This is a genomic window from Rhodococcus sp. IEGM 1330 (genome assembly GCF_033142445.1).
In the GTDB taxonomy this organism is placed as follows: domain Bacteria; phylum Actinomycetota; class Actinomycetes; order Mycobacteriales; family Mycobacteriaceae; genus Rhodococcoides.
Genome location: NZ_JAWLSB010000007.1, coordinates 25638 through 50132 on the forward strand (window position 1 = coordinate 25638; position 24495 = coordinate 50132).

The 24495-nt window shown below is 65.8% G+C and carries 15 protein-coding genes; 5 read left to right on the forward strand and 10 right to left on the reverse strand.

The window, feature by feature from the left end:
• Positions 1 to 23: 23 nt before the first annotated feature.
• The 6 genes from R4P57_RS17040 to R4P57_RS17065 form a co-directional block, all read right to left on the reverse strand.
• Positions 24 to 770, reverse strand: coding sequence for an FAD-binding oxidoreductase (locus R4P57_RS17040; RefSeq protein ID WP_317803992.1), 747 nt, complete (start codon positions 768 to 770; stop codon positions 24 to 26).
• A 73-nt stretch (positions 771 to 843) separates the two neighbouring features.
• Entirely contained in the window at positions 844 to 1260 is a 417-nt protein-coding gene (locus R4P57_RS17045) for a heat shock protein transcriptional repressor HspR (RefSeq protein ID WP_317803993.1), read from the reverse strand.
• Positions 1260 to 2438, reverse strand: a complete 1179-nt coding sequence (dnaJ, locus tag R4P57_RS17050; protein WP_317803994.1) for a molecular chaperone DnaJ — start codon at positions 2436 to 2438, stop codon at positions 1260 to 1262. The genes R4P57_RS17045 and dnaJ overlap by 1 nt, the downstream gene beginning before the upstream one ends.
• Positions 2439 to 2467: 29 nt before the next feature.
• The gene (gene grpE, locus R4P57_RS17055; protein ID WP_317803995.1) at positions 2468 to 3100 is read right to left on the reverse strand and encodes a nucleotide exchange factor GrpE; all 633 of its coding nucleotides are present in this window, start codon (positions 3098 to 3100) and stop codon (positions 2468 to 2470) included.
• Positions 3097 to 4941, reverse strand: coding sequence for a molecular chaperone DnaK (dnaK, locus tag R4P57_RS17060; RefSeq protein WP_317562748.1), 1845 nt, complete (start codon positions 4939 to 4941; stop codon positions 3097 to 3099). Before dnaK ends, grpE begins: the two co-directional genes overlap by 4 nt.
• Before the next feature lie 302 nt (positions 4942 to 5243).
• Complete coding sequence (locus tag R4P57_RS17065) at positions 5244 to 5744, reverse strand: Pro-kumamolisin, activation domain family protein (protein WP_317803996.1); 501 nt, start codon at positions 5742 to 5744, stop codon at positions 5244 to 5246.
• A gap of 297 nt (positions 5745 to 6041) precedes the next feature.
• Between R4P57_RS17065 and treS the strand changes: the two genes are divergently transcribed.
• Entirely contained in the window at positions 6042 to 8222 is a 2181-nt protein-coding gene (gene treS / locus R4P57_RS17070; RefSeq protein ID WP_317803997.1) for a maltose alpha-D-glucosyltransferase, read from the forward strand.
• Between the two features lie 36 nt (positions 8223 to 8258).
• Here the strand turns inward: treS and R4P57_RS17075 are convergent, their stop codons facing one another.
• Positions 8259 to 8654 (reverse strand): bleomycin resistance protein, encoded by a 396-nt coding sequence (locus R4P57_RS17075; protein ID WP_317803998.1) that lies wholly within the window; start codon positions 8652 to 8654, stop codon positions 8259 to 8261.
• Positions 8655 to 8737: 83 nt separating this feature from the next.
• On the opposite strand from R4P57_RS17075, the gene R4P57_RS17080 reads away from it, so the two are divergent.
• Positions 8738 to 9286 carry a hypothetical protein gene (locus tag R4P57_RS17080; protein WP_317803999.1) on the forward strand — a complete coding sequence of 183 codons (549 nt, stop codon included), beginning with the start codon at positions 8738 to 8740 and terminating at the stop codon, positions 9284 to 9286.
• Positions 9287 to 9360: 74 nt separating this feature from the next.
• Positions 9361 to 13965 carry an EAL domain-containing protein gene (locus tag R4P57_RS17085; protein WP_317804000.1) on the forward strand — a complete coding sequence of 1535 codons (4605 nt, stop codon included), beginning with the start codon at positions 9361 to 9363 and terminating at the stop codon, positions 13963 to 13965.
• 5 nt (positions 13966 to 13970) lie between these two features.
• Here R4P57_RS17085 and R4P57_RS17090 read toward each other — a convergent pair whose 3' ends face one another.
• From R4P57_RS17090 to R4P57_RS17100, 3 genes are all read right to left on the reverse strand, one after another.
• Positions 13971 to 15431, reverse strand: a complete 1461-nt coding sequence (locus tag R4P57_RS17090; RefSeq protein ID WP_317804001.1) for a dynamin family protein — start codon at positions 15429 to 15431, stop codon at positions 13971 to 13973.
• On the reverse strand, positions 15428 to 17236 hold the full coding sequence (locus R4P57_RS17095) for a dynamin family protein (RefSeq protein WP_317804002.1): 1809 nt from the start codon (positions 17234 to 17236) through the stop codon (positions 15428 to 15430). Before R4P57_RS17095 ends, R4P57_RS17090 begins: the two co-directional genes overlap by 4 nt.
• A gap of 147 nt (positions 17237 to 17383) precedes the next feature.
• On the reverse strand, positions 17384 to 19915 hold the full coding sequence (locus R4P57_RS17100; protein WP_317804003.1) for an IniB N-terminal domain-containing protein: 2532 nt from the start codon (positions 19913 to 19915) through the stop codon (positions 17384 to 17386).
• Between the two features lie 259 nt (positions 19916 to 20174).
• Here R4P57_RS17100 and R4P57_RS17105 point away from each other — a divergent pair, with 259 nt between their 5' ends.
• Together R4P57_RS17105 and R4P57_RS17110 are read left to right on the forward strand one after the other, a co-directional pair.
• Complete coding sequence (locus R4P57_RS17105; protein WP_317804004.1) at positions 20175 to 21938, forward strand: Hsp70 family protein; 1764 nt, start codon at positions 20175 to 20177, stop codon at positions 21936 to 21938.
• A gap of 7 nt (positions 21939 to 21945) precedes the next feature.
• Positions 21946 to 24471: a helix-turn-helix transcriptional regulator gene (locus R4P57_RS17110; RefSeq protein ID WP_317804005.1), complete on the forward strand. Its 2526-nt coding sequence runs from the start codon at positions 21946 to 21948 to the stop codon at positions 24469 to 24471.
• Positions 24472 to 24495: the final 24 nt, after the last annotated feature.

Sequence of the window (24495 nt, forward strand, 5' to 3'; positions counted from 1 at the left end):
ACAGCGCTGTATGGGATGGCGCTTCAGCGGCGGATGGCGTCGAGTGGTGTGCCGATCTCGACGAGCGCGCGCACGGTCGCCGCTTCCATTCCCGGTGAGCCGCAGACCAGGATCTGGCGATCCAGGAATGGCCCCTGCGTGGCGACGACGTCGGCCACACTACCCTCCCAGCAATGCTCGGGCTCGAAGAAGGCTGCGCTGGAACCGATTTCGGCATGAATGCGGTCGTTCCATCGATCCGACGCCCAAGGCTCGTGCAACTGATCGACGACGGGGATCACCGTCAACCACTGCAACTCCGACGCCATCAACCACAGCATGTCGCCGGCATACAGGTCGCGAGGTGACTTGCCGCCGACGAAGAGCGTCACATTCGGTGGCTGTTGGCGGCGCGTGAGGTCGAGCAGAATCGCGCGCAACGGAGCGAGGCCGGTGCCGCCCGCGATCATGACGACGTCGCGCCCCGAATCATCGACGTGCAGGCTGCCCCTCGGATCGCTGATCTGCCACACATGACCGGGCCGCGTCTCGTTGACGATCGAGCCGCTCACCCAACCGGCCGGAACGGCTCGAACGTGGAATTCCAGCTTGCCGTCTCGGGAAGGCGGCAGCGCGGGTGAGTATCGCCGGGTCAGAGCAGCGTTCTGGGGAACCGAGACCGACACCGACTGGCCTGCCTGGAACGGCACCGCGTCGCCTTCGAGTCTGATCACGGCGAGATCATTCCGAAGGCGGTGATACTGAACGACCGTCGAACTCCACGCCTGCATGCCGACCAGGATAGGGGTCGGTGCCGGGTGTCTCGCAAACGCGCGCGCGTTCGCCACCGCCGGCGCCGCAAACCTAGCGCTGGTGGCGCGGCTTCCAGACCACCAGGGCGTTGCGTTGGATCGGCACCAGGTCGCGGCGATAACTGGCGTGCACGTTGGCCAAGTCCTGGGCCAGCTCGGAAATCCGAGCCTGCAGTGCCTCGACCTGGTTGGTGAGCTCGATGATGCGCTTGATGCCGGCGAGGTTGACGCCTTCGTCCTGCGAGAGTCGCTGCACTTCACGAAGCAGTGCGACGTCGCGCGGCGAGTAGCGTCGACCGCCGCCGGTGGTGCGATGCGGGGTGACCAAGCCGAGTCGATCGTAGGTACGCAGCGTCTGCGCGTGCATGCCCGCCAACTGCGCCGCGACGGAGATCACGAAGATCTGGGCGTCGGGGTCAGCTTGCCCACCACCGGCTTTCGCAGATCCGCCCTCGGGAGGGACCGACATCACACACCTGCCCACCCGGCCCGCGGGTCGAATCCGCTGGCCTTCTCGGCTTCCAGATAAGTCTTCAGAGCGTCGGTAGCAGCATCGTCCAGTTTCTGCGGGACGGCAACTTTGACGGTCACCATCAGATCGCCGGTACCGGACTTCTTCGGGACACCGCGGCCACGCACACGCAATACTCGGCCGTCGACGGTTCCCGGTGGAACCTTCACGCCGACGCGACCCTCGAGGGTGGGCACCGACAGCGTGGTACCGAGCACCAGTTCTCCGTAACTCACCGGAACGGTCACTGTCAGGTCGTCGCCAGTGCGGCCGAACACCTTGTCGGGCTTGACCCGAACCGTCACGAAAAGGTCGCCCGACGGCGCTCCGCGCAATCCCGCTTCGCCCTGACCGGCGAGGCGCACCTTCTGGCCGTCGCTGATGCCGGCCGGGACGCGCACGGTGATGGTGCGGGTGCGGTTCTGCACTCCGGTTCCGCGGCAGTCGACGCACGGGTCGTCGATGATGGATCCGGTACCGCGGCAGTCGTCGCACGGCTCGCTGAAGCCGAACGCGCCTTGATTGCGGTTGACGACGCCTTGGCCGTTGCATTTGGGGCACACGCGTGGGCTGGTTCCGGGCTTCGCGCCGCTTCCGTGGCAGGTGGTGCACGAGGACGGGCTGGTCAACTTCAAGGGGACCGTCACGCCCTGCGCCGCCTCACGGAACTGCAGCGAGGTGTCGGTTTCGACATCGCTGCCGCGTCGAGGCCGGTTGCTCTGGGGGCGCTGCTGCGCGCCACCGCGATTGAACAGGCCACCGAACAGGTCGCCGATGCCGCCGTCGCCGCCGCCTTGACCGAAGATGTCGCCGACGTCGAAGGTTTGGCCGCCGCCGCCGCCGAATCCGCCTGCGCCGGGCGAGAATCCACCGCCGCCGCGGCTACCGAACCCGCCCGAGGCGAACAGCCGTCGTGCTTCGTCGTATTCCTTGCGCTTGGCCGGGTCGGCGAGGACGGCATGCGCCTCGCTGACCGCCTTGAACTTGTTCTCGGCCGAGGCGTTGCCGGGATTGGCATCGGGATGGTTGTCCCGAGCCAACTTTCGGTACGCCTTCTTGATCTCTTCTGCAGTCGCGCTGGAGGAAACGCCCAGCTCCTTGTAGAAGTCCTTCTCGATCCACTCCCGCTGGCTCACCGGGCGTTTCCTCCTCTCGCGCTATTTCTTCACTGCTCGTCGGATGCAGGTACATCCGATTCTTGTGCTGCACTGTCCACGACGCCGACCATCGCGGTCCGCAGGACGCGTTCGCCGAGCTTGTAGCCCGGACGCATCAGCGTTCCGACGACGGGACTGCTGCCGTCGCCCTCATGGGAGACGGCCTCGTGGATGGCCGGGTCGAAGGCGTCACCCTCGGCTCCGAAAGTGGTCAGGCCGATGTTCGAGAACACCCCTGCCAACTTGTCTGCCACGGCCTTGAGCGGTCCGGTTTCGAGATCGCCGTGCTGGCGAGCTCGCTCGAGGTCGTCGAGAACCGGAAGAAGCTGCGAGACGACGGACGCCTTCGCGTTCTCCGCTCCGGTCTGCTTCTCACGATCGGTACGACGCCGGTAGTTGGCGTACTCCGCCGAGACGCGCTGCAGATCTGCGGTGAGTTCGGCGACCTGCAGCTCACGCGGGTCTTCCACTACGTCACCGTCGACGGTCCCTTCGTCCACCGAGTCGGGCTGGGGCGCAGCCCCGGTGCCCACGAGGGGCTCCGGAACTGCGTCACCTTCCCGTACTTCACCGGTCTCGGGATCGATCTTTCGCTTGTCCACGAAAGTGACCGGTTCTTGCTCGGTGTTGTCCGACGTCACTTCTTGTCCGTGTCGTCGGCGGGCTCGTCGACAACCTCTGCGTCGACGACGCCGTCGTCAGCGGCCTGCGCGCCACCCTCTGCGCCGCCCTGCTCCTTGGCCTGAGCCTCGTAGATGGCGGTGCCGAGAGCCTGCGACTCGGTCGAGAGCTTCTCCACGGCGGTCTTGACTGCCGAGATGTCGCTGCCCGCGAGAGCCGTCTTGGCGTCGGCGATGGCGGTTTCGACGCGTCCCTTGAGCTCGGCGTCGACCTTGTCCTCGTTGTCCTTGACGAACTTCTCCGTCTGGTGGACGAGGGACTCGGCCTGGTTGCGAACCTCGGCCTCTTCGCGACGAGCCTTGTCCTCGTCTGCGTGAGCTTCCGCGTCGGCGACCATGCGGTCGATCTCTTCCTTGGACAGGCCGGAGCCGTCCTGGATCTTGATCGTGTTTTCCTTGCCGGTGCCCTTGTCCTTGGCCGTGACGTGCACGATGCCGTTGGCGTCGATGTCGAAGGTGACCTCGATCTGCGGGACGCCGCGAGGAGCCGGGGGCAGCTCGGTCAGCTCGAAGGAGCCGAGGAGCTTGTTGTGCGAGGCGATCTCGCGCTCACCCTGGAAGACCTGGATCTGCACCGAGGGCTGATTGTCGTCAGCGGTGGTGAAGGTCTCGGACCGCTTCGTCGGGATGGTGGTGTTGCGCTCGATGAGCTTGGTCATCACGCCACCCTTGGTCTCGATGCCGAGGGACAGCGGCGTGACGTCGAGGAGCAGAACGTCCTTGACCTCACCCTTGAGGACACCGGCCTGCAGTGCAGCGCCGACGGCCACGACCTCGTCCGGGTTGACGCCCTTGTTGGGCTCGCGTCCACCGGAGAGTTCCTTGACCAGCTCGGAGACGGCGGGCATACGCGTCGAACCACCGACGAGCACGACGTGGTCGATGTCCTTGACGGCGATGCCGGAGTCCTTGACCACTGCCTGGAACGGCGCACGAGTGCGGTCGAGCAGGTCGGAGGTGATCTTCTGGAACTCGGAGCGGCTGAGCTGCTCGTCGAGGAACAGCGGGTTCTTGTCGCCGTCGACCGTGATGTACGGGAGGTTGATCGAGGTGCTCTGCCCGGAGGACAGTTCGATCTTCGCCTTCTCGGCAGCCTCACGCAGACGCTGCAGCGCCATCTTGTCCTTGGTCAGATCGATACCGTTCTGAGCCTTGAACTTGTCGACGAGCCAGGTCACGATGCGCTCGTCCCAGTCGTCACCGCCCAGGTGGTTGTCGCCGGACGTCGCGCGGACCTCGACGACGCCGTCGCCGATTTCCAGCAGCGAGACGTCGAACGTGCCGCCGCCGAGGTCGAACACGAGAATGGTCTGCTCTTCGTCGCCCTTGTCCAGGCCGTATGCGAGAGCTGCCGCGGTGGGCTCGTTGACGATGCGCAGGACGTTGAGGCCGGCGATCTGGCCGGCTTCCTTGGTGGCCTGACGCTGCGCGTCCTCGAAGTACGCGGGGACGGTGATGACCGCGTCGGTGATTTCCTCGCCCAGGTAGGCCTCGGCGTCGCGCTTGAGCTTCTGCAGCGTGCGCGCGGAGATTTCCTGCGGGTTGTATTTCTTGTCGTCGATCTCCACGGTCCAGTCCGTGCCGATGTGGCGCTTCACGGAGCGAATCGTGCGGTCGACGTTGGTGACCGCCTGGTTCTTCGCGGGCTGGCCGACCAGCACTTCACCGTTCTTGGCGAAAGCGACGATCGACGGGGTGGTGCGTGATCCCTCGGAGTTGGCGACGACAACCGGTTCGCCGCCCTCGAGGACGGACACGACCGAGTTGGTGGTCCCGAGGTCGATACCGACCGCACGAGCCATAATGTTTCCTCCTGTTATTGCGTGGATTCAGTCCCTGGGTGAGCGAACTCCGCTCAAGTTTGCACAACGCGATCTGTCGCGTCAACTTCCAACTTGAGCCTCATCCACTCAAGGCTGCTGACCTGCACAACGGAGGGTGTGGCGGATTTGTTCCCGAGGAGGAGCGCTGCGCGCACGTGCACGGAACTTCGACCCCTGCTACGAACTTCCGCTCACATGGGGCGGAGCCCATCCAAAGCAGTACGCCGCGACGATCACTCGGATCGTCGCGGCGCAGCGGGGAGAAAGTATCGGTGAAGGACCTACTCGGCAGGCTCTTCGACCGGGGCGGGGATGCAGCTGTAGCTGAGCAGTCCACCGGTGATGTTGTCGAGGAAGTTCGCATCGAGCGCACTGGCGAATGCCGCGGCACCTGCGGGACGTGCCATCCATTCGCGATCGACGGAAGGCACGGTGTACGTCGCTGCTTCGCCGGCCTTGATGGTCGTCTCGGTGTTCTGACCCTGCACGCCCGGCAGTGCGCCGTAGTTGACGTTGACGTTCGACGCGTCGTCCGCGCCCACGTTGTCGACCTTGACCTGAAGTGCGACGACGCCACCTTCGGGTGCGTCCTCGACCGTGGTGTCGCAGACAGCGGCCATGGTCACCACCAGGTCGGGGCTTTCGAGAACCACCGAGCCGAGCGGGCCGACGGGTTCGGGGGCAGGTTCGGCCGATGCGGCAGGTGCGAGGGCAACCGCACCGATGGCGGCGGCCAGAGCGGCCGTCGAGGCCAGGATCGATGTGCGGGCAAGACGTCGCATGAACAACTCCTGTAGCTGAGGGGGATGTGACTCATGAGTCTGGTGTGACAGATGGGTCAGTTGGTACCTGACTCACTATGTCCTATCCGAATAGGACATTCCACACCAGGCGGTCTCGATTCGATGACGTTCGCATATCGAAGGAAAAGGCCCCTGACGAATCACATCCGTGTAGTTCGGCGTAGGTTTCACCGGTCGGCGAGCCAGGTTTCACCGGTCGTCGATTAGGGGAACCACAACCCTGCGGATCGGCCGCGCCCTACGTAGGGTTGAAGAAAAGCGAGGCTACGGAGGCACATGGATCCCGAAGTGCAGCACGAACCGAGCGAGATCACCTACGACGAGAAGTTCTATCCGGCTCGGCCGAAACCACTTCGACCTTCAGTGCGGCGCGCCAATCGGAGCAACAGTCCCACCCCCGACAGCGAGCCGGTGGCGTCGAACCCCGAATACGTGGACTGGCTCACCGAACAATCGATGTTGCGCGACGCCAAGTTGATTGCCGAGCAACTCTCGGGCAAGGGCAGCATGTGGCAGAACCCGTATGCCGACCCCGATCCTCGCGCCGCCGTCGAACGCGCACCGGTGTGGTTCACCGCGTACCCCATCTCTGTGATCAACGCCCCGCAGACGAGCTTCCTGAGCACTCTCGGCGACGAGAAACTGTGGCAGGCATTCTCCGAAATCGGTGTCACCGCAGTACATACCGGCCCGGTGAAGGTGGCCGGCGGCATCCACGGTTGGCGTCCGACTCCTTCGGTCGACGGACACTTCGACCGCATCGGCATGCAGATCGACCCCGCGTTCGGATCGGAAGAAGAGTTCCGACGCCTGTGCGTGGTGGCCTCGGCGTACGACGGCATCGTGATCGACGACATCGTGCCCGGCCACACCGGTAAAGGTGCAGACTTCCGGCTCGCCGAGATGGCTGTGGCCGACTACCCCGGCATCTACCACATGGTCGAGATCGAACCCCAGGACTGGCATCTGCTGCCGCGAGTGCGCGCCGGGGCCGATTCGCAGAACATCGACGCCGAGGCCGAGGCCAATCTCGCCCGCGCCGGATACATCATCGGTCAGCTGCAGCGCGTGATCTTCTACGAGCTCGGCGTGAAGGAAACCAACTGGAGCGCAACACCTCCCGTCGTGGGCATCGACGGCGTCGAACGTCGCTGGGTGTACCTGCACTACTTCAAGGCCGGTCAGCCGTCGATCAACTGGCTCGATCCTTCCTTCGCCGGAATGCGACTGGTGATCGGCGACGCATGCCATTCCATCGCCGATCTGGGTGCAGGCGCATTGCGCTTGGACGCCAACGGTTTTCTCGGTGTGGAGCGTCGAGCCGAAGGACCGGGCTGGTCCGAGGGCCATCCGCTGTCCGAGGCGGCGAACCACCTGATCGCCAGCGTGGTGCGCAAGATGGGCGGGTTCACCTTCCAGGAGCTGAACCTGACGATCGACGACATCAAGGCCATGGGAGCCAACGGTGCCGATCTGTCGTACGACTTCATCAATCGCCCGGCCTATCAGCATGCGCTCGTCATGGGAAACACCGAATTCCTCAGGCTCACCATGACTCTGGCCCGCGATCACGGCGTCGACACGGCGTCTCTGGTGCACGCACTGCAGAACCACGACGAGATGACGTTCGAGCTCATCCACTTTGCCACCCTGCACGCCGAGGACGAGTTCACCTACGGCGGCGAGGCGGTCAAGGGCTCAGACCTGGGCGATCGCATTCGCGGCGAGCTGACCGACCGACTCACCGGGCGCTGGGCACCGTACAACCGATTGTTCACCACCAACGGAATCGCCTGCACCACAGCAAGTGTGATCACCGCATCGCTGGGCATCCGCGATCTGGACCGGATGGACGAGCGAGACATAGAGACGGTCAAGCGAGCGCACCTGCTGCTCGCGATGTACAACGCGTTGCAGCCGGGCGTGTTCGCACTGTCCGGTTGGGATCTGCTGGGCATCCTGCCGATCGCGGCCGAGGAGGTCGACGACCTCATCCGCGAAGGCGACACGCGCTGGATCAACCGCGGCGCACACGATCTGATGGGGTACTTCCCCGAGGCCGTCCGCTCGGAGTCCGGCATTCCACGCGGACGCAGCCTCTACGGTTCGCTGCCGGAGCAGCTGGCGGATCCGCAGTCGTTCGCACGCCAGTTGGCGCGAATCATCGAGTTGCGCAAGCGGTTCGGGATCGCCACCGCTCAGCAGATCGATATTCCGACGGTCTCGCACAAGGGCTTGCTGGTCATGGTGCACGAGCTCAGCCAGGGAACCATTCAGGCCACGGTGCTCAACTTCTCGTCCGAGGAGATCAGCGCGACCATTCAGTCCAAGCACCTGGTGCCCGGTACGTGCGCCATCGACGTGTTCGACGACAACGAGATCGCGACCGTGGACGAGCTGAACAGCTTCCCGATGACACTGCGTCCGTACGAGGGCGTACCGGTGGTGCTGCGCTGAGGTAGCGAGCGGAACGATCCTCGAAACCCCCGGCAGCTAAGGGGAGTCGGTCGTGCGCGTGGACGGCACGTCGAGGTTCTCGATCAAGTTCAGCTGTGTCCCGTCTGGATCCACGAGAAACCCGACGCGCTGCCCCCAATGCCGAGGCCGCACAGGATGCAGTCGGGGACTACCGGCGGCCCTCTCCACGACACCCGCAGCCTTGATCGTGCGATACAGCTCATCGACATCGTCTACACGGATGCTGCACATGAACGAGCTGTCTTCCGGCTCGAGATCAGGAAACCGGAAGAACTCCAACCGAAGTACTCCACGGCCGATAATCAACCAACCATCATCTCGGTAGGTCACCTCGAACCCGAAACTCCCGTAGAAAGCGAGCGTGTCGTCGAAGTCGCGAGATGGCAGGTTCGGTACGGCATGGTCGGTCACAGCAACCAAGCGTATGACCTCTCGGTCTGCTTCGCAGCGGCCTTGCCGGTGTCTGTGCAGCTCCCCCGATAGACTTCGGCACCGTGGCCGAAGACGAGAACGACCCGACGACGCGAAAGCCGCGCCCTCCGCGCCCGCAACCGCCGCGGCCGGATGTTGCCGTCGAACCGCTGCGGCCACGGCAGGAGCCCACGTCCTCGGTTCTACCGAAGGTCGCGAGTGCTCTATGGGCTCTGACAGCAGCGCTGGTACTCGCGTTGGCCGGCATCGTCGCCCTGAACTGGGAGTCGGTGCTCTCTGGCGTCGAAACTGCGGTGTTACAACAGGATTCGACGGCCAGTGCCGCCGATATCCGCAACACTGCCTCGGCCACGCTGCTGTCCAGCGGGGCCGCAGCGGCGGTGCTCGTGCTGCTGGGATTCGTCGCACTGAATCTACTGCGCAACGCGGCGATGTCGTCCAAGGTCCTGATGGGTGCGGTCGGGATTCTCACCATCGGCGCGGCGGTCACGTTCTGGACTTTCGTATCCGACGCCCCCGCATTGTTCGGCGGTGTCCTGCAGTGGGGGCCGTTCGTCGTTGCCGCCACTGCAGCCGCGACCACGATCGCCGCGCTGGCACCGAGACGCTGACGTGGTGCTCGCGAAGGACAGACATCGACGGCGTCCTATGGTTGAGTAGTCGCTGACGTCGAGGGGGCCTGCTGATGGGTGATGAGACCGCGAACCATCCCAGGTTGAGGGTGGTCGGTGTCGGCAGTTCGGCCGGGGGCCTGGAGGCGGTGGCAAAGCTCCTCGCCGGGGCACCGAGCGATGCTCCCTGGTGTTTCGTACTGGCTCAGCATCGGGCTCCGGATCAGGACAGCGCGCTGGTCGAACTGCTCTCGCACAGCACGTCGATGACGGTTGCGACCGCCGTCGACGGCACAGCGGTCGAACGCGGTGCCGTCTATGTCGTACCGCCCGGTTCCGACATCGTGGTCACCCGCGGAACGCTTCGATTGCCCGACGCGAGTCCGCAGAGGCGACCCTGGCCGAGTATCGATCGATTGCTGGTGTCGTTGGCGACGGAATTCGGTCCCGACGCCGTGGGCGTGATCCTGTCCGGCACTGGCAGCGACGGTGCCGCAGGGGCGACCGCAATCCGACACGGCGGCGGTGTGATTGCGGTCCAGGATCCGTCGACTGCGGCGTTCGAGCAGATGCCCCATTCCACTCTCGACACCGGGTCGGTGAACCTGACCGCAGCGGCGGAGTCCATCGGCGCCGAACTGCACGATCTGCTGTTCGGTCGATCGGCCCGCCCGATGGATGAGCAGACCGAGTCGACAGAAGACGTACCGGACCTGTCCGAGGGGTACCAGCCACCGCCGGCGGCCCCGGACGACACCCCCGAGCTGGCCGCTGCAGATCTGGACACGATCATCGAGTGCCTACGCCTGACCACGGGTATCGACTACTCGGGTTACAAGCGTTCTACGTTGAGCCGACAGATCGAGCGTCGTCGGCGTGGCAAAGGCATCTCGATCACCGACTACGCCGCGGAGCTGTCGATCGACACTGTCGAAGCGGGCGCGCTTGCCCGAGCCATCCTCGTCAGCGTCACGTCGTTCTTCCGTGACGGTGCGGTGTGGGAGAGCGTGGGAACGCGGTTGAAGACCCTTGCTCGCTCTCTGCCTGCCGGTGAACCCCTCCGCCTGTGGGTACCTGGGTGCGCGACCGGAGAAGAGGCCTACACGATCGCTATGTTGGCCGCCGATGCTCTCTGTGGAGACGAGGACCGCAGCGGACTGAGCAGCCGATTGAAGGTGTTCGCCACCGACCTCGACGAGGCGGCACTGACCGTCGCTCGACGCGGCCAGTACCGAGCCGCGGCAATCGATACCGTTCCACAGCGGCTCCGCGACCGATGGCTCTATCGCTCGACCGCAGGATGGGCAGTAGTCCCGGAACTGCGCGAGTGCATGGTCATTGCTCGCCACAACGTCGCGTACGACCCGCCGTTTCCTCGTGTGCACCTCATCTCGCTACGCAACACACTCATCTACTTCGAGCCGCGTCTACAGGCACGGGTGATGGACCTGTGCCACTACGCACTGGTGCCCGATGGGCTCGTCGTCCTCGGCCTGTCGGAGCGAATCTCCAACGTCGATGCCGTGTTCACCGCGGTCGACTACACACACCGAATTTATCGGAGGGGCGACTCGAGTCGATTGCCCTCCCTCGCCGTGACTCGGCGTCTGCAGGCTCCTCCAGTTCAGGGCGGCAACTACCCGAACGGCGCAGGCGGCCCTGCACGTGCCGATGCCGAACTCCCCTACCGGCGCATCCTTCAGATCACGTCGGCTCCGATGCTGATACTCGACGACCGCGATGTCCTGATCGAGGTGATAGGCGACGTATCTGCGTGGTGCACTGTCGGCGAGGGCAGACAGACCGGCGCGGTGACCGAGATCCTGCGAGACCCCTACCGACTGGGGGTGCGGACCCTACTCAGCCAATTGCGTCAAACCGACTCCAACACAGCAGAATTGGTAACGACCAACCAGAACAGGGTACGGATCACCGCCGCTCTGGTGCCGACCGAGTTCAGCACCAGGACGGTACTGTCGTTCCGTGCCGAGGAGGCTCGACGCACGCGAGTGGCAGCGGATTCGTCCGACGAGTCCGTGCCCGTTCTCGACGTGAGCGCCCAGCTCGACTCCACACAACGCGCGTTGGAGGCCATAGTCACCGACCTCGGCTCCTCGAACGAAGAGCTCCAGGCCATGAACGAGGAACTTCAAGCCTCTTCCGAGGAATTACAGGCCACTACCGAGGAAGCCCAGGCAGCCAACGAGGAGCTCGAGGCGACGAACGAGGAGCTGACAACCCTCAATCAGGAACTGCAAGCGCGAACCAACGAAGCGCTGCAGGCCAATACCGATCTCACCAACATCCAGTCGTCGCTGACAAGCGGACTGATCATCGTGGACCGCGAACTGCGCGTCACCCGCTTCACCCCTCTGGCCGTGCGATTGTTCTCGCTGATCGACGCGGACCACGGACGAGCGCTCGTAGCCATACCCACCACGGTCGAGATCTCCGGCCTCGAGGACGACCTTCGCGCGACACTCGACCATCGCCAATCGCGAATACGCGAGATCAACAGCGCCAATGCCGACTACCTGTTGCAGACCCAACCGTATGTGGGTGCCAACGGCGACGTGCGGGGCGTCATAGTCGTGGTGACCGATGTCGGCGAGATCAGCGCGACGAGGCGGGCCCGTGATGCCGCGCTGAACAACTTTCATCTCGTCGCGGACTCCATCCGCGAAATCGTGTGGCAACGCGACGCCACTGGCACTCTGACGTTCATCAACTCGCGAGTCGAGGAAATCTACGGCCTCGACCGTGACCGAGTGCTGGCGGAACCGACACTCCTGTTGTCGACCGTGCACCCAGCCGATCGTGACCGAGTGGCCACCGTTTCTGCTGCAGCCGAACAAGATTGGAGCTGCGAGTATCGAATTGTACGTCCGGACGGATCGATACGGTGGATCGAAGAAGCGGCCCACACGATTCGCACCGTCGATCCAGCCGACAGGCTCGTTATCGGTAGCGCCGTCGATGTCACCGATCGACGAGTGTTCGAAGACCAGGCAGCCGAGCGGACCGCCGTACTGGACGCACTCTTCGGTACGGTCACCGCGGGAATCGTCGTTCTCGATCGCGAGAACCGAATCCTCTCCATCAGCAGTGGTTTCACGGCTATCACCCGATTCGAGCCACACGAGCTGGTAGGAACGAGCCTGTCTATGCTCATCGATCGGAGAGCCGGGAGCGTGCCCCAGAAACACACCCCCGCATCCACCGTGCCTGACGAGGGCCCGTTCGACAACTGGGTGGTCGTCGACGCGCACGGGTCCTCGCATCCGATCAGTATCGAATTCCACACCGTACCGATGAAGTCGGACTCGTCCACCGGACCGCATTCGGTTGCGGTCGTTCACGACACCTCGCGGATACGCGCAATCAGTGCCGATCTGGCCGCTCGGGAACAGTTCGACAGACACACCGGCCTCCTGACCAGACAGTTCTTCAGATCGCGTCTCGTCGACCTCCTGGACTCGGAACCCACGAGAGTTGCTGCGCTGTGGATCGACTTGGACGGATTCAAGGAGATCAACGACCGTTTCGGGCATCGCGCAGGCGATATCGTGCTGACCACTGTCGCGGCAAGATTGCAACACGCAGCACGACGACACGACATCGTCGGTCGCCTCGGCGGCGACGAATTCGCCGTTCTCGTCACCCGAAGCGAGGATCTCGACAGTCTCGAGATCCTCTCGAACAGAATTCTTCAGGACGTACGGAATCCGATCACGCTCGCGGATTCGACGGTGTACGTCTCGGCATCGATCGGCATCGCTCTGAGTCCAGGTGACGGCACAACCGCGGACGAACTGCTGCACAACGCCGACACGGCGATGTACGAGGCCAAGAAGAGTGGCCGCGACCGTCACATGTACTTCGCCGCGAGCATGAACGAGATCGCGGACGAACGGGCATCGATCCGGCACGAGTTGGGAGAAGCATTCCGCAACAACGACTTCGAGCTGCACTACCAGCCGATCGTCGACGTCACGACGGGCGGAGCGACGATGCTCGAAGCCCTTGTCCGATGGAGAAGGGGAGAGGTGGTCGTACCCGCTCAGGAGTTCATCGACCATGCCACACAGACGGGCCATCTCAGGGCCTTGGGCAAGATCGTTCTCACGCTGCTCGATGCAGATATGCTCGTGTTCGAGCGCGAGCTCGGCGCAGGCCGACCGCGAGTGGCGGCGAACTTCTCCGGAATCGAATTGGACGAACGCGAGGTCATCGACCGTCTGATCACGTGGGCACCACCCGGCGGCTTCGACAAGCTCGTCATCGAGGTCACCGAATCGGCATTGCTCGATGAGCACGGACGAGCGCGGGACACCCTCGGCATCCTGAAACGCTTCGGCGCGAAGATCAGCATCGACGACTTCGGCACCGGATACTCGAACCTCGAACTACTCGACCGACTCGAACCGGACGTCATCAAGATCGACCGATCTCTACTGCAGCGGGCGTTGGATCATCCCCGCGGAAAAGACATTCTCGACGCCGCCGTGCAGCTGGCGAGAGCACTCGACGCAGAAACAGTCATCGAAGGCGTCGAGAACCAACAGATGTGGGACTACGTCAGAACACTGGGCGTGAACATGGCGCAGGGGTATCACATCGCCCGCCCGATGCCGCTGCGCAAGGCGATCGAGTGGCTGACATCGGCCGATTCGAGCTGAGGCCGTCAGTCCGACACCGCCACGATCCCTTCGGCACTGCGCGCAGCCAGGGCGCACGAGGTCGAGGTGAACCGGTCCAGCAGTGGGTGCTCGGACAATGCTCGCCACTTGTGCACGGCCGCCAGCGCTGTGTCGCGCTGCTGGGTACGTCCGGCATCGGGCGGCAGATTCAGGCGCTCGGTAGCGGCGATGCCGAACCCGCCGATGATGCGCTGCAGGTCGAGTAGGGCACCGTCGGGCAGTTTCGGTGTGGTGGAGCGCAATCGGCCGAGCAGACGCAGCTCGGCAAAACCGTGCACGTCGGCGAGCATCCGCCCGGCTTCGGTGCGCAGCGCATGCGATTCCGGCCGGAACTCCAGAATCCGTTGCAGGGCAACGAGAGCAGAGTGCAACTTCAACTGATCGGCGCGTTGACCGAATTGCACGTCGATCACCGACCGAAGTTCGGTCAGCCCGCTGCGCTCGACCAGATCGGCAGCCAGAGTGGGCGAATCGCGCACCCCGAGCCGAATCAACGTCACTGCCATCCGAATACCGAACAGCCCGAAACGGTCGACGATGCTGGCGCGCAGCGATGCGTCGACCGGCAGCGTGCTCTCCGCACGTACGAATCGATCGGCCGAGAGCATCGCCAACTGCAGATCCTCGGTCGGGACCGTCGCCAACATCTCGAAAGCTGCGAACTCGTTCTGCCGCAACGTTTCCGCGCCGAGCGCCAGCAAACCCGCGACCGGAACCACCGCCTGGCACAGGCCGGTGGCCTCGAGTTCGGATGCGAATCGCGCAGCGACTTCCTTGGCCGACATCATCGCGTCCATCCGCCCCGAACCCACCTCGTCGGCCCGCGAGACGACACCGATCACACCGAGCGGTCCCGAATCGCCGCCCACGTGCGCACCGATCTGCCCGAGAAACGACACGTCCGTGGCATTGAGGGTGCGCAGCAGATATACGACGGCGTCTGCACCCGATGACGAGTTCTCGGGCGTCAGCATCGCCAACGTGCGCGCCGACACATCTCGCGAGAGAGACGAGGTACCGGGGGTGTCGATGATCGTCGTCTGCGCCAAAGCGCTTGCAGGCCATTCGACGTCGAGGCGGTCGACCTGCGCGGCCGTCAACGACCCGAGGTCGAAGGTCAATCGCCCGTCGCGCCGTTGCACCGGCACGTTCGCAGCCCGGTCCCCGTCGTACCAGGCCGTGACGGCTGGAGTGACGCCGTTGCGGTACCACGTGACGACCTTCGTGCACTCCGTTGCGTCTGTCGGGGCAATATCCTGCCCGACAAGAGAATTGAGCAGTGTGGACTTACCCGCCTTGAGTGATCCCGCGAGTGCCACCCGCAGCGGCTCGTCCAGACGGTAGAGGCATTCGTCGAGCATCCAGGACGCTTCGGCATCACCGGAGTACGTCGATCGTGCCGCCGAGATGAGGTCGCGTGCCCGGGCCAGAGCCGCCACGCTCATACCGCGACGTCCTTGACGAGAGACACTGCCCGAGAATTCAGTTCGGCCACCACGCGCATGTCCTTCTCCAGCGCGGCGATGCGGGCTGCACGGTCGGTGTTGTCGGCAGCGGCGGCTTCCTGCGCCGAGCGCAGCGACTCGTTCAGCGAACGCAGCGTCTGCTCGGCGATAGAGGTGAAGTGATCACGCAGCACTCGCTGAATCTGCCTCAGCCGGTCTTTGGACTCCTTGCCCACCTGGAAGCTGACGTCGTCGGTGAAACGCCTGATCGCCATTTTGGCCTCGGAACGCCGCGCCTTGACGCGGTTCTCCTTGTCCTCCTTGTACGCCTTGGTGCCCAGGAGTACGCCCGCACCGATCGAAATCGGATTGAGCAGACTCAACCCGACGAACGTGGTGATCAGGCCGAACATCAGCACACCGCCGTAGGATCCGCGCATTCCCACCAGAACCTTCTGCGTGATTCCGACACGGCCGGATTCCAGATCGGCCAGGGACGAGACGGGATCGAGGACGTTGTCCAGATCGCCGAGATCGAGATCGGGCAGCGCCGCCGCCCCGGACGAGGCGAAGTGTTCGGCCACCAACTCCGAAAGCCACAGCGCCCGTTCGTGAGCCCACACGAAATTGTCGCCCACCGACGCGGCGATCTGCTCCTCGAGCCATTCGCCGAGCTGCGGCCAGTCCTTGCCCGGATCCCCCTCGTCGACGGTCTCTTCCGCTTCCCGGGTGACGCGCCGCAACCGGTCGCGGAGATCGTGATCGATGTCGGAGGCGAGATCGGCGATTCCGTCACCGAGCGTCTGCTGCCACTGCGACGAACGCTTGTGCAGCTCTTCGGCGGCGGATTTGGCGCGCTGCAGCCCGGCGACGGCCGCGGCTGCCCGCTCCGGATCCTTCAGTGCCGCAAGCTCACTGCCGAACGAGAGCGTCAGATGTTCGGTGACCGATCGGACATCGAGCGAGACCGAGGAGCGTGCCAACACATCCGCCCGGGCCACCACGTCGTCGCGCAGAAATGCGTAGAGCTGCTGGAAACCGGACTCGGCGTTGAGTTCTTCGTCGTTCAAACGCAGTGCGTGCGAACGCAACAGAGACGACACCGGCACCATCTGCACGTCGATGCCTGCGCGATCCAGGTGTCCACGATTGGCCTCGACGATCTGCCGCCAGTGCGGGTAGAGATCGATCTTGGTGATCAGCACCGCCACGGCCGGGCACAGTCCCTGCACCTGGCGGAGAAAGGACAGTTCCGGCTCGGTGAATTCGCGCGACGCATCGGACACGACGAGTACCGCGTCGGCCGACGGAATGAGACCCAATGTGCCTGCAGCGTGCGGATTCGAGTGCCCGCCGACTCCGGGTGTATCGACCAGTACCAAGCCGTCGGCGAGCAACGGGCTCGCCACCCCGATGTCCAGACGCAACACCTCACGGCCCTGTGCCATCGGACTGGCCGGGGTGACCGTCGTGATCTCCTCGGGCGGAACATCGACTCGAATCGGTTCGTTGCCGGGATCAGCGAGTACGAGCTGCGCGGACAGGCTTTCGGCATTGGACACCACGGTCGGGATGGCGGTGGTCTCGTCGTCGCCGACCGAGCACACCGTCAGGTTGAGCAGCGAATTCACGAACTGACTCTTGCCCTGCTTGAGCGGTCCGACCACGATGATGCGTCGACGTGGATCCAACACTCGCGAGCGCGCCGCCTCGACTCGATCCACCAGGTCGGATCTTCCCGCCGATGTCGCCACCGCCGCGGTACGGCTCAGCAGCTCGGCCAGCTCCGTAGATTGCCCGTCCATACGCTTGTGTTCACAACCATTCTCGTCGACTTCCGCAGTACCAGGGCTCCACTGACGCCCAGGAACGAACTCTAGCGACGACTCGGCCCCGAGTGCCGGTGAACACTCGAGGCCGAGTCGTGTCATTGCCCGCCCGCAGGCGAAGGATCAGGGCGCAGTCGGGTCGATGTCGTGGTCGACGGTCACATTTCCCAGGGAGTCGGCTGCCGAATCCACCGAACCGTGCAGGCTCGAGTCGCTGAACAGGCTCGAATCGGTCTCGCCCTGACCGAAGACGTCCGAGTCGACGCTCGACCAGCCGGTGCCGGTCGCGGTAGCCGTGGAATCGAACGAGCTGGAGTGATCGAACGATCCCGACGCCGCGGAGGAAAGGCTGCCGCCTGCGTCTGCCAGTCCCTCGGCACCCGACTGCAGGCCACCGGTGAGGCTGCCCGCGGCCTGGCCACCGATGTCGGCAGCGGAATCAAACCCGCCGCCCGCGGAAGCCGCAGCGTCCGCACCAGCATCCAAACCCGCACCCACAGTGGACGCGAAGTCGCCTCCGATCGAGGCACCGGTGTCGAGTCCCGCGCCGACGTTCGACGCGATCTCGCCACCCACCGAGGTTCCGGCGTCGACCACTCCGCCTGCAGCTCCTTCGAGGCCACCGGCAACCGAGCCTGCAGCTCCCGCGGCACCTTCGAGGCCTGCACCTGCGGACGCTGCTGCGTCGATTCCGGTGCTGATGCCTCCGGACACGGCTCCTTCGAGTCCGGCACCGGCCGAAGCTGCAGCATCCACGCCGCCTGCGACTCCACCTGCCACACCGCCTGCGATACCGCCGCCGAGGCTGCCGAGTCCGGCCAGACCACCGGTCAGGCCTGCACCTGCATCACCCACACCGGCGAGCCCGCCGGCCACATCTGCACCCACGTTTCCGACGGCCGCCAGGCCACCGGTCACATCTGCACCCACATTCCCGACAGCCGCCAGGCCACCGGCAACATCTGCACCCACATTCCCGACGGCCGCCAGGCCACCGGTTACATCTGCACCGACGTTTCCGACGGCCGCCAGGCCACCGGTCAGATCAGCACCGACGTTTCCGAGTCCTGCGAGTCCTCCGGTGAGGCCCGCGCCCAGTCCGCCGAGTCCGGCCAGGCCGCCCGACAGATCTGCGCCCAGTCCGCCGACTCCGGCGAGTGCTGCTTCGACGGTGCCCGAGAGGTCTGCTCCGGCGGCAACCGCAGTGTCGATCGCTCCGACGAGTCCTGCGCTGACGTCGGCTCCGGCTCCGAGTGCGGCTCCGAGGTCGAGTGCTGCGCTGGTGTCGAGTACCGATTCGAGGGCGGTACCGAGCTGGGCTCCTGCTGTTCCACCGACGCCGAATGCCGTTCCGAGGATGCCTTCGAGGCCGCCGGCAACTCCCCCTTCGAGTCCGCCGACAAGTCCGCCGCCGATGCCCGCGCCCGCTCCGATCGTGCCGTCGAGTGCAGCGTCGAGAGCGGCGGTGAGGCTGCCGACTGCGCTGGTGTCGAGGTCGAGCGCGGTTCCCAGTGCGCCACCGACCACTGCGCCGACGTTGCCGCCCGAGGCCAGCAGGGCGTCGACATCGAGGTCAGCGAGCACCCCGGCGTCGAGGACGGCTCCGAGTGCGGATCCGATGGATCCTGCGATGGCACCGTCTGCGGCGAAGAGACCGCCGAGGCTCGCGCCGACTCCACCGGCAAGGTCGCCGACCATTGCGCCTCCGGCACCGAGCGCTCCATCCAGTGCGGCTCCGATGTCGGTGGTCAGATCGGCTCCGATGGTTCCGAGTCCGCCGAGTGCGCCGCCGATTCCCGCGGTCAGAGCGGCACCGAGGTCACCCGCGATGTCCAGTCCGGCTCCGGCGTCGAGGACGGCGTCGAAGACTCCTCCGAGGGCCGCGCCGAGATCTGCTCCGACGGTTCCGCCGACTCCGAAGACCGCACCGAGAGCGCCGGCCAGGCCGCCCTGGATGTCGGCCAGTGCGCCGAGATCGACGGCACCGGTCGCGCCGATAGCGGCGTCGAGTGCTGCCTGCAGCTGTGCGGCGATGTCTCCACTGATCTCGCCGCCGATGCCTGCACCTGCTCCGATCAGTCCGGTCAGCGCAGCGCCGAGTCCGACGGTTCCGCCGAGCAGACCGTCGAGGTCCAGATCCAGGCCGCCACCGAGCCCGAGGCCGCCCTCGATCCCTGCACCTGCACCGAGCAACGCCTCGAATGCGCCGCCGAATGCGGTGCCGAGCTCCAGACCGATCTGGCCTCCGACTGCCAATGCTGCGGCCAGTGCTGCCTGCAGGGAAGCTGCGATCTCGCCCGCAACGTCTACGCCGCCGGTCAGGCTGCCGCCTGCTGCGAGTCCGCCGCCTGCCACTGCGCCTGCTGCCAGTCCGAGCCCGGCCGACAATCCGCCGCCGAGGCTCGCGCCTCCGGCGAGTGCGCCGTCGAGGCCAACGGATCCGCCTGCGCCCAAGATGGCCGAGAGCTGGCTGCCCGCACCGGCGAACAGTCCCGACTCCGCGACCAGGGGTGCCACCGCGACGATGTCGGCGTGGGTGACGTCGCCGAGTCCCGCGGCGGCCAGCGTCATCTCGGGGTTGGCGCAGTAGGCAGCTGCAGCCTGGTCGTCGCGCAGCAAGCTGAGGATGAAATCGAGTACGGCGTTGGTAGCCATCGTGGGTCTCCTTGACGAGTGATACTTCGTGGTTGATCACAAAGCTATGCACCGGAGAGCCCCCACCCAACGGGGCCGATCCCCCCACTCCCCCGGGGGTTGCCAGGGGACTTCGGTTAGGGGATCTGGGCGCTTTAGGGGATTTCACTCGTTGTGCGCTCTAACCTGCTGTGAGACGTAACGAACAGGTAGCCCGTCGCGACAATCCGAGTGACGGCACTGGTACTGACGGCAGGGCGAGACGAAGGCGGCGACACCAATGAGTGCAGGGCTCGGCATACGAATCGGTTCGGTGACGGCGGTGGCTGCCCTGGACTCCGATCCCGTCACCTCGGTGGCCAGACGTTCTGCACTCGACCTCCGTCCGGGTGAGGCCCCGCGTCTGGCAGAGCTGTGGGACCGTTCGACGCGGAATTTGATCAGCGGGTTCGCCGACCGGGTCGGCGATCCGGTGGAACTGATCGACGACGACGGCCGCAGTCACCGCGCCGAGGACCTGTACGCCACCGCTGCTCGCGCACTCGTCGCCGAGGTCTCCGCCGGGACCGATGCCGCTCCTACCGTCGTCGTCACACATCCCACTCGCTGGACCGCGTACACCGCCGAGGTTCTCGGTGACGCGCTGGACCGCGCGGGGCTCGCCGACGTCACGCTGGTGCCGGAGTCCGTCGCCACGATGCGGTGGCTCGAAGTCACGCGCGGGCCCCAGTCCGACGGCCTGGCCGTGGTCTACGACCTCGGTGCGACCGCACTCGACGTCACGCTGATGCGCACCGGCTCCGAGGCAGGCACCGTCGGCACCGGAGTTCACTCGCAGGAGTTCGGCGGAGCGCAGTTCGATCACGCGATCATGCAGTACGTCCTCGACACCGTCTCGGGAAGCCGGTCCTTCGAGTTCGATCCCTTCGATCCCGATACCGTCGGCGCGCTGGTGGAACTGCGGGCCCGCTGCGGTGAAGCGAAGGAACAGCTGTCCTACGACACGTCGACGTCCCTGACGGTCGACCTGCCGGGCCTGCACACCGAGGTTCGCCTGGTGCGCTCCGAGCTCGAAGAACTGGTGCGCGCATCACTGCTGGGATCGATCGGGGTGGTACGCGACGCCGTCACGGCCGCGGGCCTCGACGTCACCGACATCGACCAGGTGGTCCTCGTCGGTGGCAGTTCGGCCATCCCGCTGGTCGCCGAGCTCATGTCGTCCGAACTGCGGGCACCCGTGGTGGCCGGACCGCGGCCCGAACTGACCGTCGCAGTCGGTGCCGCAATTCTCGGCAGCGACATCGCCGACGCGACCGCCTCCGACAACGCCGCAGCCCTGGCTGCGGTGCCCACCATGGCCCTGGCGTCCGCTGCGGCAGCCGCGCCGATGCCTCGCCCCACTCCCCGGCCCGCACCGACGCCCACCGCCGTCGAATCCGACGCAGGGATGTCGGGTCGCAAGAAGGCGGGGGTCGTGGCCGGATCCGTTCTCGTCCTCGCGCTTCTCGCCGGCGGAGGCCTCTCGGTGGGCACGGCGTTGACCTCCGACAACACCACACCGGCCGAATCAACTTCGCAGACCTCGATTTCCGACACCGCGACACCGGGAACCACCGCGGCGGTGGCGGATGCCGCCACGACGACGGCCGCCACCGGCGAGAACGGTGCCGCCGCAACCGGATCCGAGAGCGCACCGACCTCGGTGGTCAACGCCGACGGCACGGTGACGCAGATCGACCCCGCGACCGGCGCTCCGGTCGCGGGAGCTCCGGCACCGGCCCCGGCACCGGCCCCGGCACCCGCGGGCAACGGCGCGGCAACCGTCCCGACCATCCCGCCCGTCGCGGCCCCGACGGTTCCCAACTACCAACCCCCGGCAGTGCCTGCACCTCAGGCTCCGCAGATACCCAACGTGCAGGTGCCCACCTACCAGGGCCCCACTCTCGGCGACGTCGGGCAGGACGTCGGACAGGGCCTCGGCGGTGTGGTCGGCGGTGTGGGTGACGGACTCGGCGGAGTCGTCGGCGGCCTGACCGGCCGATAAGTCGACCGTGACCAGTACCCGTTCCGGACTCGTCGGCGTCGAGCGCGCCGATCGCTTTGTCCGTGATGCCCTCGTCGCCAACGGATTTCATGTCGTCGTCGGGGTGAACGGCTCCGGTCGATCCGCGGTTCTCGATTCTGTTGCGTCGTCGGTGGACGTGTACACGGGCACTATCGCCGACGCGCCGTCCGGCTCGACTGTTCTCGTCGATGACGCGCACCTGCTTTCGGAGCAGCGTCTCGATGAGATCGCCGCGGCTGCAACACGATCGGACATCACTCTGATCGTCGCCACGGCGCCGCGGAGTTTCGATTCACGCATCGAGAAGCTGATCGCCTCCGCCGGATCCAACCGGTTGACGCTGGTCCCGCTGGACAAGGTGGCCATCGCGGCGCGGGCAGCAGCGACCGTTCGGCCGATCTCGGCGTCGCTCGCCGGTGCCGTCGCCAAGGCGACCGGCGGAGTTCTCGCCGCTGTCGACGCGGCCCTCGTTGCGCTCGGCGGCGACCGTTCCGATCCGGCTCCGCTGCGCGCCGTCGCCGAATCCGTTGCCGAACAGCACCGCCGGATGCTGATCGAAACCACCGACGACACGCGGGCCCTGCTGCTCGCAGCTCGATTCGGCGTCACACCCGACCCCGCGTCGGCCGCACAGATCGTGGCGCGCGCCGGCGAGGTCGAGTCCGTCGTCGACATGGCTTGCAGCTCCGGCTTGCTCGACATCACCGGCACATTGATCCCGTCCGCCGAGGCCCCATTGACAGGGATGATCGGAGACGGGCGCTGCCGCGTCCTGCTTTCCTCGATTGCCGACGTCGCCACCCGAACCCGCCTGCTCGACGCCACCGCGGCACGTGCGTTGGCAGAGCGGGGCGTCCTTCATGCCGGGCTCGCCGATTACCTTGTTCAGCAAGCAGACTCGGCTCCTGTCGATGCCGCCGGTGCGCTGTACGACGCGGCGGTCGAGGCAGGGTTCGATTCGGTGGCGCTGGCGGCGAGAAGGTCCGAGGTCGCGGCGGCCACCGGGGATCTGGACGAGGCTGCGAGATTCGCAGATGTGGTTCTCGACGGCGCTGCCGGGTGCGATGCGACGGATCTGCGGACTGCGGTGCGAGTGTCGGCGTCGGTTGCAGCGCAACGCGGAATGGCCTCGCGCAGTGCGCAGTTGTTCACGTGGCTCGGCGAGGATCGACTCGGACCCGACGTCGTGTGGGCCGCCCTCTCCGCCGCGGCGGCCGGCGATCGCAGCGCCGCCGACCGTTCGATGACTGCCGTGTCCGCACTCGCGCCGACGTCGAGTACCGCGTCGGGCAGTCTGCTCGTCACCGGAGTGATCGGGTCGATCGATTCGCGGAGCGCAGCGGCGTCGAGTGCCGCTGCGAATTCACTGATGCGGGCAATGACGTTGACGGGCAATGCTTCCGACCGCTCGTGCACCCCGGATACTGCCGCTGCCGTCTCGGCCTTGCACGCGGTGCACTGCGGCGACCTGCCCCGTGTCGATTCCATCGTGGCGCGAGCACTTCCCGAACACCGTCCGGGATCCGAGGCGCACACCAGGCTGAGCCTCGTCGGGGCCTGGGCGTCGATGCTGCGGGGAGATACCGCCGATGCAGGTGCCACGATCGAGGCACTGCGGATTCCGGTGTCGCACGTGCGCAATCAATTGTTCCTGCACGCGATCCGGGTGGGCCTGGCTCGTAGGTCCGGTGACGCAGGATCGCTGATCACGGCATGGACCCAGGCGCAGAACGTGATCGCCGAGTACTCCACCGACCTGTTCGCGCTGCTACCTTTGGGCGAATTGCTCTTGGCCGCAACTCGACTCGGCCAGGTGGACCGCGTCGAGCATCTGGTGGCGCAGGCCACCGATCTGCTCGCGGCGCTCGGCGATCCACCCGTCTGGGCGTCGGCGCTGCACTGGTACCAGGTTCAGGCGGCCATCGTGGCCCAGACTCCCGACGCGTTGGTGCCGCAGGCCAAGGCTCTGGCCGCCGCCGCTCCGACCCACCCGTACAGCGCCGCACTCGCCGCTGCCGGTCGGGCATGGCTCGGGGTGTTGCAGGGCAGGCCCGACGCGACCGATGTGGAGAATTCCGCGCGCACCCTCACCGCCTTCGGACTGCCTTGGGACGGAGCCCGATTGGCGAGCGAGGCCGCTCTCACCGTCACCGATACTTCGACGGCAACCTCGCTGCTGCACATCGCCAGGTCGTTGCGCCAGCCCAGCTCGCACCAACCCGGTTCGCACCGGCGAGACAGTGCGGGCACGACGCCGCAGCCGGCGGGCTCGCTGAGCGAACGCGAGGCCGAGGTCGCCGAACTGCTCGTACTCGGAGTCACCTATCGCGAGGTCGGCAGCCGGCTCTACATTTCCCCGAAAACCGTCGAGCATCATGTCGCCCGCATCCGGCGCAGGCTCGGCGCGGAGTCCCGGTCGGAGCTGATCTCGATGCTGCGCGCCATGGGGTACGGGGCCTCGACCAGCGCAAGCGTCGACCCTGTAACTGTGCGAGGACCGGGAGCGACATAACGACCGAGCACCATTCCCCGATCG

What these genes read in the sequence shown, in the direction of transcription:
- treS (WP_317803997.1), top strand. Translation starts at nt 6,042, where the DNA reads ATGGATCCCGAAGTGCAGCACGAACCGAGCGAGATCACCTACGACGAG.
- R4P57_RS17105 (WP_317804004.1), top strand. Translation starts at nt 20,175, where the DNA reads ATGAGTGCAGGGCTCGGCATACGAATCGGTTCGGTGACGGCGGTGGCT.
- R4P57_RS17085 (WP_317804000.1), top strand. Translation starts at nt 9,361, where the DNA reads ATGGGTGATGAGACCGCGAACCATCCCAGGTTGAGGGTGGTCGGTGTC.
- R4P57_RS17090 (WP_317804001.1), bottom strand. Translation starts at nt 15,431, where the DNA reads ATGAGCGTGGCGGCTCTGGCCCGGGCACGCGACCTCATCTCGGCGGCA.
- dnaK (WP_317562748.1), bottom strand. Translation starts at nt 4,941, where the DNA reads ATGGCTCGTGCGGTCGGTATCGACCTCGGGACCACCAACTCGGTCGTG.
- R4P57_RS17065 (WP_317803996.1), bottom strand. Translation starts at nt 5,744, where the DNA reads ATGCGACGTCTTGCCCGCACATCGATCCTGGCCTCGACGGCCGCTCTG.
- R4P57_RS17045 (WP_317803993.1), bottom strand. Translation starts at nt 1,260, where the DNA reads ATGTCGGTCCCTCCCGAGGGCGGATCTGCGAAAGCCGGTGGTGGGCAA.
- R4P57_RS17095 (WP_317804002.1), bottom strand. Translation starts at nt 17,236, where the DNA reads ATGGACGGGCAATCTACGGAGCTGGCCGAGCTGCTGAGCCGTACCGCG.
- R4P57_RS17040 (WP_317803992.1), bottom strand. Translation starts at nt 770, where the DNA reads ATGCAGGCGTGGAGTTCGACGGTCGTTCAGTATCACCGCCTTCGGAAT.
- R4P57_RS17100 (WP_317804003.1), bottom strand. Translation starts at nt 19,915, where the DNA reads ATGGCTACCAACGCCGTACTCGATTTCATCCTCAGCTTGCTGCGCGAC.